Below are 13,937 nucleotides of genomic sequence, written 5' to 3'. Positions count from 1 at the left end.
GCGTCAGCTGTCACCTCGTGTAAGAAGGCTCGAAAAGAAACCAAGCTGTGGGTCATCAGGCGTTCCCACCAGCATCGCACGATCAAGAAACCGATTAAAATGCTCGCAGGCAGTTTCGGGTGCCAGAATACAGGAATGACAAGCGGCCAGATTGCTGCCCTCAGAGAGCGAACTGAACCCCTTCACGCACAACGGATCCGAAGAGCACCATTCCATTGACCGGATGGCATCAATCACGAGCCGTTCCATGCGCTGCGGCTTCCCCTGTCTGACAAGCCCGCCAAGGGTTCCGTCAGCGTCAGCAGTCGATGTGTAGATCAGCACTCCGCACATGCCCGGCAGCGTCGTGTCCGCATATAATCTCTCTCGCAGAGACGAAGTCGAATAGCCGCATTCGAGTGAGAGCTGACGCATCAGTGCGTGTGAGAAACTGTGAATGAGCATGAGACGCGGCTGGATTACTGACGGAGGTTCGGCCTCGTCGCCCATGCGCTCCTTCCATGCTTGCCGCCACTGCGCGTTTACGATCGCTGCCCGCGCGGCGGCCGGCCCATCCTCCCGTTCCCATTCCCGCAGCATCTTCTCGTTCAGGGTAAGAAAAATGCCTTCACCGCGGACCTCGATAGCGGGCAGCCACTTTTTGGCGGCGGCGCTCAACGGAGCGCAGCCGCTGTCAGTGCCAAATTCGCCAGAGGGCGGATAGATCCGCGTGAAGCCATAGCAGGCGCGCACCTCGCGAAGTCGCACAACACGCACGATCCGATCCAGTACACCGGAAAGACTGGTGGGTACGATTTCCGGCCTGATCGAGAATTCAGCCTCCTCTCCGCGAGTTGCTTCGCCCATCGCAAGCTGGCGGTATTCCTCGCTGCGAATATCCTGACGGTCGGGCGCCCTAAGCAGTTCAAGGCGTTCCCAAATCCGCGCTTTCATATGTTCGAGCGACATCGGTTCGCCATCCCAGACCGGATATACAACAAGCTCGATGATCAAATTCACGTTCTCGGGCGTCGTCGCTGAAACAAGCGCATGCCAATGGTGACCGAGTGACGTCTGAAATTCATCATTCCAGGGCGGTATTGAGATCGCCGATGCAATGGCCGGAAAATAGAGGTTGGATGCGCCCCGTTGAACAACAACAGGTGGGTTCGACTGTTGGCAGGTTTCGGGCGGGCCGGGTAACCAGGGTCGTTTTCCTGAGCAGGTAACCTTCAGACGTTTCATGGAGGCAGAGGAGAAAGCGCCGTCCATGGATTTGGAAGCGCCGCATCCGGTGCAGGAAACGATGAGCCCCCTAAGGCCGGCCCCGTTGCTCTGAAGCTTCAACGGCTTTTTACGTCCACAACCGGCGTTGTGCTGGACCCATGCATGCCAGGGAAATTCGTCCAGATGGCCTGATTCGCAGGCAAGTACGAACCTGACCGGAACGACGTGAACAGGACGACCGGATTCTGACCTCGATGAACACGAGCCGCAATACAGCGCCGGATCGCCGGGCTCTTCTCGCCACTCACGCGCTGGCTGCAGGAGCTCGCAACGGGGGCATTGCAGCCAGGCGGGGAAGCGGATGCCCGAGAGGCGTCGCCCCTGCTTCTTTTCGTTCGGTTTTTTGCCTGTGATCTCGCTTCCGACGGGCGGCAGCCTGAAGCCCGCGACATTCAACTGCTTCTGAAGACGCGGCTCTTCGATACACTGGTCGTTATTGAGGCCGGGTGTGAGCGAGAGATTGTCCCATTCGTCCAGGCCTGCGGCAACCACAGAGATCGGCGCACCCCCGTGGCCTCCGGCACGGAAATCGATAATTGCCCCCGGGCCATAGGTCGATACGACCTGGCTGCGGCGGATCTTCCCGAGCTTATCACGGGCCATCAGGCGTCTCCCAGCCGATTGCGCAAAATGAAGTCGACGGATGCCTCGACACTTCTCAACGAGTTCGGCGTAGGCCAGGCTTTGCTCTTGCGCTTGCCTGAAGCTGTCCGTTCGGCGGCCGTTTCAGCCGAAACCAGAAGACTGCCGTCCTTAAAATCAGACCAGTAGTAAGGCAGCGTACCGCGACTGATCCACTCCCGCACACGTTGCTCGAGATAGGTTTGGACTGCAGCCGCCTCCTCGCTGTCAATACTCTCTGCCCGCCTTGCAATGTAACTTGCGATGCGATCGAGCGCTTCGGAAGCACTGGCTGCATCGATCGGCTCATTGAGAAGGCTTTTCACATGATGCCGTGCGATGGCGACGAGCGGCGCATGGAGAGCCCTGTCACGTGCGCGCGCTGCAAACGGGGTTACGCTCGTCGCTTCCACCTCGCGATAGAGTGTCTGGTGCCATGTCCTGAAGGTTTCGAAGTGACTGCGATCCCGTGCCTTATTGGCATTATATACCCCAACGACGAGTCCTGGCACTTTGGAGCGCCCGACGCGACTGGTTGACTGTATGTACTCGGCAATCCCCTTAGGCTGCCCGTTGACGACCATGACACCGAGCCGCGAAACATCGACCCCGACGGAGATCATGTTGGAGGCGAGCACAACATCGATGGCCTCCGGGTCGCCTGCCCGGCGCTCCAGTTGCTTCAGAATTTCCGGAATGCGTGAGGACTCAACCCGGCTTGTCAGTTCGGTAACAGCAGAGACCGCGCGTGGGACTTCTCTCTCCCTCCGTCTTGCATAATCTTCGACCGATTTTGCGGTATCGTCCTGCATCAGAACAAGTGCACCGCCCAGTTCGCGAAGCGAATTGAAATATGTGACGAGTGTCCAGTATTTGTCGCGCGCATCATTGGACAGACCATCAGCTGCGCTGGATTGTAACAGTGAGGCCGTGACTGCCTGCAAGGTGAACTTAGCCGATCGTCCTGCCGTAGTGACGCCGGCATATAACCTGCCAGGAACGGTGTCCGGATCTGCGGCAACCGCAAAACCTGAATCCCTGTGATCAAGACCGGGGGGTGGAAACTGGAAAGTGTCACGATCAAAAAGCGCGCGGATCTGATCTTCGGCGCGCCGAATAGTCGCTGTCGAGCCGATCACCTTGGGTCGTTTCCCGGCCGAAGTGCAAAGGGCGTCGATGGCAATTTCGTAGATGCCTGCCATCGTTCCAAGTGGCCCGGAGATGAGATGGAGCTCGTCCTGGATGATCAGGTCGGGCCTGCGGTTTGGCGTTCCAAGACCAAACAGGCGGCCGGTATTACTGTTTCGAACAATCTGCGCAAACTTGTCAGCGGTCCCGATCAACAGCGAGGGCATCTCGCGGTAGACATCCTCGTCGACGGTCCAGATCGGAAGGTGATCTCCCGCGGCCGCGATCTCACAGCCATCGCTTTTGCATCTGGCCCAGATCTGATGAAGGTGGGGCGCTCGTCCCCAATGCAGCGGACCGTGGCAGCCTGGGCAATCCCGAACCTGCGCAGGCGTGCTGGCAGCGCCTGTCTTCAGTGCTTCGATTGCATCGACGACGTGATTGGGGGACGATGGCTCACCGACCCAGAGCCCCAGGGAAATAGGTGGTCCGGCAACAAGTTTCGCTGCCGCGATTGGATCACAGTGTTTCTCTGCCGCCACGCGGACTACCTCACACGCGCATATTAGCGCTGCTGCCCGCTCGTATTGTTGCACTGTAAGCAGCCGCAGGGTGTAGCGCATCATCACTGTCACGCCGGCAGAGGCGGACGGCTCGTTGCGCAGCCTCCGAAGTATGATCGTAAATGCCGTGAGCAGAAGATATGCTTCGGTTTTGCCACCGCCTGTCGGGAACCAGATCAGGTCCATGGTGTCGCGATCCGGATCTTCCGGCTCTGAGGTAGACCTTAGTGCCAGAAGACAGAATGCGAGCTGAAACGGTCGCCAGATAAGCTCCTCGCCATCCTTCCATTTTTTCTGCAATTGCATCGCGCGATTGGCGAGGCGAAAAGCCAGCTGCACGTTGATATCGTCATCGAGCAGCCTTATTCCGCCGTGCATCCGATCAAGTGCCATCCTGCACTGATCGAGATGAAGACGTCCCTGTGCCCTGAAGATATGGGGCAGGCAGAGCAGTTCCGCTTCTTTCTCGTCTATCCAGCGGGCGTAGGCGGCGGCAAGATGCCGGAGACCATCAGTCAGGCCCGACGCCTCCTGCTCGGCCAGCCAGGTTGCAGACAGTGGGCGAACATCCCCAAGGGATCTCAATTGCCGGAATACCACATGTCCATCGGGACTGGTTGCCTGTACCACGGCAGTCGGAATCCACGTCGTGCTTACGCTTCTGACTTTGCCATGCCGTTCATACCAGCGGGCAGAACAAACATGCCCGACAGCGTACTCAGCCGCGTCACGATAGATCAGTGCCGCCGACGCGCTGTCGGCATCTTCGACAATCGCCCGGATGGGTCGCGGACGAAACACGGAGTCCGCCGCCGGGCCGATCTTCATCGACACCTGAAAAAAACATTTCTCCTCGATTTCGCGACGGTCGGGTTTTGATGAGAGGCTGTTTTCGTTGACGAGAACGGCAGTTACCAGAAGGCCGCCCTTCCATGGTGTCGACCGAAGATGAAGCGACAGGCCAGGTATCCCATAAGGCGTCAGGTCAACGGGTTCCGGGGACCCTTCGCTCAGAATATGCTCCTGCAGATGCGCGCGTTTATCGATCCGCCGCCATGTCTGGGAGCCAGAGCTGCGACCGTCACCGTCGGTCTGTTGGTCGACGCCCACATAAATCCCGCAGCTTATCCGGAAATCGACTGCCGGAATCTCGCTTGACCCGAAGTCCAGTGCAAATGACACGCCCGCCGTTGACGGGCGGAGTGCGCTTGCGCTTGCAACCGCATCATTCGCGGTCGAGGAATCAGAGACGCCCTGCTCCGCCGTATCCGCGTCGTCATCCTCTTCTGCGCCGACCGGTGTACGTGGCGGGAAAAGAATGCCGGTCAGATACCTGTCTGTAGGCCGGTCGGCGATTGTCTCTGACAGTCGCGAGGGGCCAATCAGGTCGATTGCCAGCCGATTCAACACTCCGGATCTGGTTTGCGGCATGTCAGGAATCTCCACTCTGACGGCCGCCATTGAGATACACGACGGGCAGCCCGGCAATCACCGGAGAAAGCCAGAACCGCGGTTCATCCGTGCCGTTCAACAGGGAAACAGTTCGCGCAGAAACCATATGGAAGCCGCGGATGTGCCTTGGCAGGTATGTGCCAGCCCCGTTCGCTTCCCCGGCGAGGTTTCGCAATGATCTGGAGAAGGCAGTTGTCAGCACACCAACGCTCCGACCTTCGTCCGAGCCCTCATCTGCCTTCAGAATATATGTTCCTTCCTGCCGTTCGGCCCGAAGCGCCAGAGGGCGCCAGGAATGGCGCCAGAGGAGGTTTTGGATATCGTTGGTACCATCCTCGGACATTGAAGGTGGCGATGACTCCACATCGCCATCCAGGCCAATCTCGATGCGGGCGTCGTTGCGCCCCCCTCGTGCCCACCTTTGCCAGCGGCGCCCGGTACCCTCCTGACGACGCAGAAAGGCACCGGATGACCCGATAACAAGTCTGGAGCGGGCACGCGTCGCCCCTACAAACAGGATCCGAGCCTCTTCGTCCCATCCTCCGCTCGGCTCATTCTCCGGATGTCGGCTGAGCATCAGGCGAACTTCTTCTGCCTCTCTCCCTTTCGCACCATGTATCGTGGTGAGGAGCGGACCTGTCGGCGGGCCCAGATCGGTTTGCTGAACCTCGATTGGTGGGGGCTGCGTCGAGAGTCGTGCAGCCAGTCTGCGCAGATCAATCGCAGCATTTCCGGCTGCGGCCATACGGCGAAGCAGCGACCATGCTTCATCACGCGGCAATAAGGGAGCGGGCCGCAACTGCATCCACAGATTGTCGAAATGCTTCCGCTCAAGATTACTCGAACGGCACGACACGAGAAGGGCGCCGACCCACGGCTGCACAATCTCCTGCCTCGCCGTGAAGCGCACACGAAATTCGCTCCGTGAAGCCCAGAGCTCTGATGACGCGACGAGCATTTCGGCACGTGAACGAAAAAGAATGAGCGTGTCTGAGCCGCCCTTTCCATTGGTCGGGGACAGGTCGGCCATTTCGTCTATTGCTGCCCGGATGGCTTTGTACCGCTCTGCGGGCTCGATGTCGGTGCGGGTTGCAAAGCTGCGCGTCCGGGAAAACAGGTCGCTGAGCGCCGGGTCCTTGGTTCGATGGTCTGTTCCCAGAGAACGAACGACAAACCGGAGGCTCGGATCATCGGCAAGTCTGTTCGCAAGCGGCAGGCTGGCAGGCACGTCACTGAATCCGTAAATTGCCTGCGCCGGATCTCCGAATACGGTAACGCCACAGCCTGATGACAGCATCGTCACCAGCTCGGCGATGAGCCGACATCTGTCGCCGACCAGATCCTGCGCCTCGTCCACAATGACATGCTCGATTCCATGTATGAAATCGAGAAGCTGCACATCTCCATTGCGAAGCATGGAAAGCGTTTCTTGAATGCCGACGTCATGTCCGGCCGTCGATGTATCGTCGGGCTCGGTGAAACCTTTCGTCAGACGCCACGCAAGCGAATCGATCGTGACAATCCGGACATCCTGAGCGCGCGATGGGTCGTTGAGGAAGGCTGCGATACGCGATCGCATTTCAGCAACGGCCGTACGTGTGAAGCTGACCATCCAGATCCGCGCCGGGGAAACGCCTTGCTCGACCAGCGAACTGACTCTTCGACAAGCCACCCAGGTCTTTCCTGAACCTGGTGGAGCCTCAACGAGGATCCTTGCCTCCGGCGTCGCATTGACGATAGCATCCTGATCGGGATCCGGACGTGGTCGGGCGTCCTCCCAGGCAGGGATCCCGGCCCAGGCGGAAATGCGTTCGCACGCATCTTCGTCGATTTTCCATTGCAGTAGCCTATCATCGACCGGTTGCCCGAGCGCGGCAAGCGCGCGGAGTAGTTGGCGGGGCATCGGCCGCGGCAATGACCAGCCGGAAATAAGATCGATGCCGTGAATACAGACAGCCATCCAGCAGGCTATATCGTCGCCGATGATTGCCTTTGCGCTACCATCTTCTGCGAATGCGAATACCGCTTCCCGGCCGTCCGCAATCGCGCCAAATGCTATATCATCCTGAAGTCGCCCCCAAACGGTGGTTGCACTGCCTTCTACAGGATTCCCTGCCGTCCGCGCTGCGACCGCGAGGAGACTGGCTGCCAGACCGAGGTCGACATGGTCGGGTAATCCGGCATTTCGCAAAACAGTGCGGTATCCTGGCGGTCCCAGATAGTCATCGAAGTTACGGGCGCCGGAAATGTCAGCCGCGGTTCTGAGGATCGACCCGTCGGCACCATCCTCAGAGACTATCCATTCAGACTCCGCCCCGCCGATGGTGAAACCGGAAGATTCTGAGAGACGGATGGTCTGCTCGGGAGGTGAAACAACCATTCTGGCTTCTGCTGAGCGGATTACTGCCAGATCTCCCGCAGCCTCCAGGACCGACAAAGTCGCAAGTGCTCGGGCCTTCGCTGCAGCGGGTTTGATCCCAACCATTTCCGCTTCTGTAACCGCTCGATCAAGCAGATCATCGATACGCAGGCCCCCTTTGAGTGCAATTGTGGCCCGCAGGAACCTCGCTATTCCACGGAAAGAGGGTTCAAGGCCACCGGTCGCAGCAAGGCCGGATTCGAACGCCGCCTCTGCAGCGGTCAGAACCAGTAATCGCACTCCACCCCCGATCAGCTATTGAGTAGCTCTTAGCGCAAGACTAGGCTTTGCCCGCTGGTGACGTCAATCAGTCGGGGGGAAGAAAAAGCCGAATGCACAATGCCTTGGAGGCAAGCGTCGCGCGCGGGAATGGCTTATCTGGCGACCACAATCTGGTGGCTTTTCACAGGCGCATTGAGGAGCGGCTTGCCGGGCTTAGACGGTCTCGCGGGGGGCGCCCCGTTTACGGGCTTGAGCATGGCCTTGGTCCGGCAGAGATTACCAGGCTCAGCCAGCTCGTCGGACATGAAATTCGGAACAAGGGGATCGGTAATAACTTCAACGGCAGCTATCTGGCTCTCATCGCAGCGGCCTCTGAAGTCGGATACGAGTACAGAGGGACCGGCACGGATTTCTGGCCGAAGTTCGAGGCATCGCTCGGTGCAAGGGTCGCTTCGCAAGAGCGCGAGCGCATAACGGAATTTTTTGACGCGGCTCATCGCCTTCAAGGCATTCGCAAGCCAGCGGAGACCCCCTGGACGCGTGCGTTTCGCCACATTGCATGGCCCATCGTAAATGCGGTGGCTCCGAAAGAGATCCACCGCGCGCTCGCCCGCACACTGCGGGAATCTTACCGATTGACCAGCGATGTGCCGGATGAGGAAGTGCTGGTTGGCCGGTTGCGGTCAATCGCCGGGAGGGCATCATCGCCCCGCCTTGTTCAGTGGCTTGAGAACGGGGATCTCGCCGCAGCTGTGGCGTGGCGCCTGCTCGAACAAACGGACCCCCTGGCGCGCGTAGCAGACGACACACTAGGCCGCGTTTTTGGTGACCTTGTCACAGACACCGTCTCCCGGCGGGCCGTTTCCAGTGCAGCGGAGCTCCACCGTCGCCGTGTGCTGACTACCCCGCGAAGATCTGTAGCTCCCGGAACCGCCCGCCTTGTGATGAATGACCGCGGCGACGGGAAAGCGGAGCTCGGCATTCGTTTCCCCTATCTTGCAGATACTGACAGGCGTGCAATCCGAAGCGCAATGGCCAGTGCGAGCGGCAAGATTCGGCTCTGGGGCATGTCAGATCCGGTTGACGCAGAACGACTGCTTTCCGGCTACAATTCGCCGCTCGGCGACATTGATCTGAAGGCTGTCACCGATTCTACAACTTCGTTTATTTCTCTGCTGCCGGATGCGCCCGACGAGCTGGTACAAACCGCTTTGCAGATCGCGCCCAGTCTTTCGATCCCCATAGTTTTGGCCAGGACCGGCCATTCGGAGCAATTCACTCAAACTGCGCTGAGGACGATCCCTCGTGGTGCATTTCGTATTTTGCTTGCCGGAAGTCTGGTGCCGCCAGTGTCGGCAATCCCAAAAGGGCTCGTCGGCGGACTAAGGTGTTTCGAGTTTGAGCAATCCACTCCCGAAGTTGCATCATGGCTTGAGGCCAACGGGCTTGGTCAGGCACGTTCGGCATCGATCGAGTTTGCGGGTCCCGTTCTCCTTGGGCATGATCTTCTCGGACCTGTGTTCGCGGAGGGGCGCCCTGTTCTGGTGAAGCTCAGCGGAGGAAACAGCCGAAAACCCGCCACCTTCACGATGCGAAGTCTGCCGCCGGCCGTTGTTCCAGGCGGATCGCTGCTTGCTATCTGCGATGCATCGGTGGGCGCTCACGTCATAGAGGTTGAAATTGACGGAGAGCAGATCAGGGCAGGGTTCACAATTGTCAGAACCGATCCGGCCGATGCCGTTTTGGCGGTATCTTTGAATCCGCCGGCTCCCACTGCCGATGACCTGGTCGACGGACGACTGGGGCTGCATGTCAGGTCAGCACTCCAGCTTGGCAGTGCAGAGATTGAAATTGTCGCGAGTGATAGCGGCACAGAAGTCGCCAGGGTGTCTCAGCGCGTGGCGGGGTGGCCGGTATCCATCGGGCCGTCTTCTCCATTGATGCTGGCTTTTACGGAACAGGTTCGCCGTTCCGGAATGAGCCGATCGTCAAAGCCGGAGCTGAGCATAGTTGTCGGCAAGGCCTGGCATCAACGCTGGCCGCTCGCCTGGGAACTCCGGCACTGCGAATGGGAACGCATCGATGGCGAATGGCGCGCCCTGACTGAAGCGCAGGATTTGCCGCTTGCAACTTCAAAGGGTTTTGATCCCTTCGACACGACTGATGACATCTGGCGCGATGATGCCTCTCCTTTGCTCCAAACCCCGCTTCTGGACGGGGCTCCACTTTTTGGCGAGGCATTGTGCACGGCGCCCGCGACGATGCAGTTGGGCACGTTCCCGATAAATGTCCCCGAACGATTGCTACGCGAGCCGGGTTCGCGCGGGAGCGCACTCGGCATTGTCCCATGCGTCGAAGCCTGGCTTGGCTGGTCTTCAGCAAAATCCGAACATGTGATTGCCGAATATGGACGCCGGCAAGTTGCCGGCCGGATCGAGCAACTTGCGGTTTCTCAAATTTGCGGAGAACGCTGGAGCGCCATTGAGGCATCGGGATCCATAATTATTCCAAACCGATGGATGACGTTGACGCGCGTTGCGATGGCTCGGAGCCTTGCTGCGGGGGGAATGCTTCCCGAGATTCCCGTTTCCGAACAACCGAGGCTGGAACAGTTTGTTGCAGAGGCATTGGAAGAAGCCAGACCTGATCTTTGGGAATTGCCGATCCTGCAAGATACGAAAGCGGATCCCGACCTGCCCGATCCGACGACTGTCGAGCAATGGGAGGCGCTTGCGAGTGAGCTGGATCTGGCGGTGATTGATGCTTACGAAAAATTTGCCATGCTGCTTGTTTCAGAAGGTCAACCTTCAATTGAAGATCCGGATGCAAACAATGATGCAGAGTTGTGGATGAGTGCAATTCGACAGGCCCGTGACTTGCAGCGCACTGTTTCTTTTCGTGCACAGAGAATCGAAGCACTCATTTTGCCGGGCAAGCGCGCTCACGCGCTCATTACCGCGGACTATAGTCGACTGGCGGAAAGTGATGTCGTTTCAGTGCTTATCGACAACCATGTCGATCTCATCGTGAGGCAACCATACTGGCTCGGTCCGGACGCTCTGGCTACGGCCGTAAACATCTGGATTGATCCCCGAAGCGTAGCTTCCCGCCCCGACTGGAAGGATCATATCCAACGCCTGCTGGCCGACAGGCAAACTGCGCGAGCTGCTCGCTATGTTGCGCTTCGCTATCGTGCCGCGCGAAATATGGACAGCAATACGTGAGTGCCACCTTTGATGTCGATGCCTATCTGGCGTTCGCTTGCGGGGCACAGGCGCAGCGACGACGCGTAGAGGCCGCTGATCTGGCGATAGGAGGGGCGCTGGGTGTCGCAGCGGAACCTTACCCACATCAGATTGCAGCTGTGAAACGGGTGTTGGCAGATACCCGTATTCGCCACCTCATTGCCGATGAAGTGGGGCTTGGAAAGACGGTTCAGGCATTGATGATCCTCAATGCGCTTCGCTGGCAAAATCCGAACCATAAAGCTGTTATCCTCATGCCCAATCGTCTGATCGATCAATGGCGGAAGGAGTGCTGGACCCGGGGTCATTGCCGGGTATCAGTTGAAGGCGATGATGTGGCTGAAACTACCGATCCATGGGTTCGGCTGGTCAGACCTGAAAGTTTGAGGTCGGGCGCATTCCGCCTGCAACCTGAGAAGTACAATCTGTTGATGGTTGATGAGCCCCAGCTCATTCCCAACGATGTATTGGAGATGGTCGAACGAACTGCGCCGGATTTCAGACAGCTCCTGATCCTGTCTGCTACCCCAGGACTCAGCGACCCTGCCAGGCGCGCCAGTCTGATGGCAATGCTGGAGCCGGATCGGGCGGCCATTGCTTACGCAAATTTGCGGGACCTGAACCTCTTTCTGGATGACGTGGAGAGAAATGCTGCTGCCGGACAAGGCAGGGCGGCCAGGATGCGCCCGGAGTCGATATACCGCGGGTTCAGCACAGAGCGGCGGGTCATGCGTGCGACGCGCAGCGACTGGGGGCGGTATCTTCCAAAGCGCCAATACGAACAACTGAGCATTGAGCCACTGTGTAGTGAACGCCGGCGCATCGAGACAGGTATGAAGTGGCTCGAAACCGTAGCACAGAAAGAATCCCGAACTGACACCTGGAGTGCTGCTCAGCTTCTGCATCGGGGAACGCCTTCGGTCAGGAGATTTGCCTCAGGACAGAGCGATTCCACGGGCCTGCTTATGAAGGCAGTCGAGTATTCTGCAGAAACACCAGGCGATTCCCGCCTGGATGCCCTCCTCGATGTTCTGACCGGTCTATGGGCGAAGGATCCGGCAGAACAGGTGATAATCGTTGCCGGCGACAATCCTACAATCGATTTTCTGAAGTCGCGGCTCGCGCGCTATTTCGAGTTCGACGGGGAGCCTGTCGGGATTGCAGAACTGCGCCGTGAGGGTGAAAAATCCGAAAATGAGGAAGCAGACGTTCGTGCCATGGCCGATCAGTTGTCGCCATTCACGACGGGAGAATCAAAGCTGCTGCTGCTTGGCGATTGGGTGCAGGCCGGGCTCAACCTTCACTATTTCGCCCGCAATATTGTCTTCTACACCACGCCATGGAACTCCATGGCGGTTGACCAGCTCATCGGGCGCCTCGATCGGCTTCGACCAAATGGTCTGTGGCAGGGAGATCGGGGCTATAGCGCCGGCCAGGTTAGAATCTGGTCTATCACGCAAAGGGAAACGAGCGAAGAGAGGGCAATTTCCGGGCTTGAAGCTTTGAAAGTGTTTGAATGCCCGGTACCACCACTAAGGCCCGAAGATTCAGAGCGCATTGATCACGAACTGAAGTCGCTCGTATTCTCGTACGACAAAGGCGCATTGTCGCGCCTCGCGACAATGGCTTTGAACTGGGCCGATAAAGGTGGGCAAAGCTGCCTGAGCTACCTGTCGCCGTTTACTCCGTCCGCCGCACAGTCCCAGTATGAAGCCCTCCAGTCCCGCGCAATTCCTGGCCCCTCCCTGATAATGCGCAGAGACCAGGACACATTGACGTCTGCCTCAGAGCGCGCGCTGCGCAGGTGGCTCGACTTCATAGGTAAGTCGGAAATTCTTGATGTCAGGTTCCGTTCCGACAGGGTTGATCAGAAGATCAAGTTTGCCACGCTGTGGTACAAATCAAAAAAGGATCACTTTCATCCATTTCAGCTTGCCGGAGTTGACGGCAGGAATTGGATGGAAGGGCATATTCCTTACATCCTTTCACGGCAACATTTGCGACAGCCACCGCTTATGACGGTCCGGACTGACGACGGAGAAGTAGGCGGTCGCCCCCTTCGGTTTCTGGACCATGGTGATGAGGTTCATGACTCGCTGGTGGCAGGGTTCATTTCGCTTGCAGGGGAAATCTGCAAAGCTGATCAGCCGCAGGTGGCCCAGGTCGCATTCGATCCCAGGCATCCGCTCCTCGAAACCTGCTCCGGTAAAATTCTGGCCCTGGCTATTGCCTATGTAGACCCTGGCGAACTGGCAATGCCGGAGTTTGACCGGGAAACGCTCCTGAATCTGGTGAGTGACGCTCCTACAGAGGCCCAGCAGGCTACACTTTCAGCCGACGTCGACCAGGCTTTTGACTGGTGGCTTGCAGACCAGCGATGGCTGCGAACGATTGTTTGTTCCCAAAGCTATTTTTCGGCTCTCGAGCTCGATGGGGCGAAATGGATACCATTGCCCCATGAAATCGCCCGCCTGGCGTTCATGCCCGTGACAGAAGACAAAGACAGTCGATGTGCACGCGTACGCGCAAACTCACCCAGGCTATCACTGGAAACAGCGCAGCGTGGGTGCCGCTCTGCATTCGCCAGCATCGGAACGGCCTTTAGATCTGAAAATCCTACCTGGCTGTCCGACGCGTCCGAGCAGTTCGAGCAACGCCATGAGGTAGTAGATTGCGAAAATGAGGACCTCATTTCTGCGAGAATGATGATGGTTGAAAAGTGGCGTGCAGAGGGGTCTGCGGTTCAGGAATGGGCTCGAGAGGGGCAGATTGCCGCCGCAGAGCGCAGGTTGAAGATGGCAAGAACCATAGGTGCCATGCGGCAGAAATGGCTCGACGAAATGCTCTCCCGGCTGTCTGAAATGCAGCCCCGAAACGTCGGTGCGATGATCATCAGGCCGGCGCCTTTTGCCGATGACTATTAGGGCTCCGACCTGCTCCCGGCTGTCGTCTTTTGGTTCGTCACCTTGTTGGTCTGATGCAATGACGTTACGAGATCCATCAAGGGCCTGGCATCTGTGG

Annotated in this window: 5 protein-coding genes; 2 read left to right on the top strand and 3 right to left on the bottom strand. The window is 58.3% G+C overall.

Features of this window, described 5'->3' with window-relative positions; translation table 11 throughout:
- Positions 1-3: 3 nt before the first annotated feature.
- From drmB to IM784_RS10340, 3 genes are read right to left on the bottom strand one after another with little or no spacing between them, the layout of a single operon-like run.
- Complete coding sequence (drmB, locus tag IM784_RS10350) at positions 4-1,869, bottom strand: DUF1998 domain-containing protein (RefSeq protein WP_199555250.1); 1,866 nt, start codon at positions 1,867-1,869, stop codon at positions 4-6.
- Positions 1,869-5,024, bottom strand: a complete 3,156-nt coding sequence (locus IM784_RS17635) for a helicase-related protein (RefSeq protein WP_199555249.1) — start codon at positions 5,022-5,024, stop codon at positions 1,869-1,871. Before IM784_RS17635 ends, drmB begins: the two co-directional genes overlap by 1 nt.
- Positions 5,011-7,689, bottom strand: a complete 2,679-nt coding sequence (locus IM784_RS10340) for a UvrD-helicase domain-containing protein (RefSeq protein WP_199555248.1) — start codon at positions 7,687-7,689, stop codon at positions 5,011-5,013. The genes IM784_RS17635 and IM784_RS10340 overlap by 14 nt, the downstream gene beginning before the upstream one ends.
- A gap of 92 nt (positions 7,690-7,781) precedes the next feature.
- Between IM784_RS10340 and IM784_RS10335 the strand changes: the two genes are divergently transcribed.
- Both IM784_RS10335 and IM784_RS10330 read left to right on the top strand, forming a co-directional pair.
- Positions 7,782-10,895, top strand: coding sequence for a hypothetical protein (locus IM784_RS10335; RefSeq protein ID WP_199555247.1), 3,114 nt, complete (start codon positions 7,782-7,784; stop codon positions 10,893-10,895).
- Positions 10,892-13,840, top strand: coding sequence for an SNF2-related protein (locus IM784_RS10330; RefSeq protein WP_199555246.1), 2,949 nt, complete (start codon positions 10,892-10,894; stop codon positions 13,838-13,840). Before IM784_RS10335 ends, IM784_RS10330 begins: the two co-directional genes overlap by 4 nt.
- Positions 13,841-13,937: the final 97 nt, after the last annotated feature.

Source organism: Sandaracinobacteroides hominis (assembly GCF_016464365.1).
Lineage (GTDB): Bacteria > Pseudomonadota > Alphaproteobacteria > Sphingomonadales > Sphingomonadaceae > Sandaracinobacteroides > Sandaracinobacteroides hominis.
This window is presented reverse-complemented; position numbering and strand designations above follow the sequence as displayed.

What these genes read in the sequence shown, in the direction of transcription:
- drmB (WP_199555250.1), bottom strand. Translation starts at nt 1,869, where the DNA reads ATGGCCCGTGATAAGCTCGGGAAGATCCGCCGCAGCCAGGTCGTATCG.
- IM784_RS10335 (WP_199555247.1), top strand. Translation starts at nt 7,782, where the DNA reads ATGCACAATGCCTTGGAGGCAAGCGTCGCGCGCGGGAATGGCTTATCT.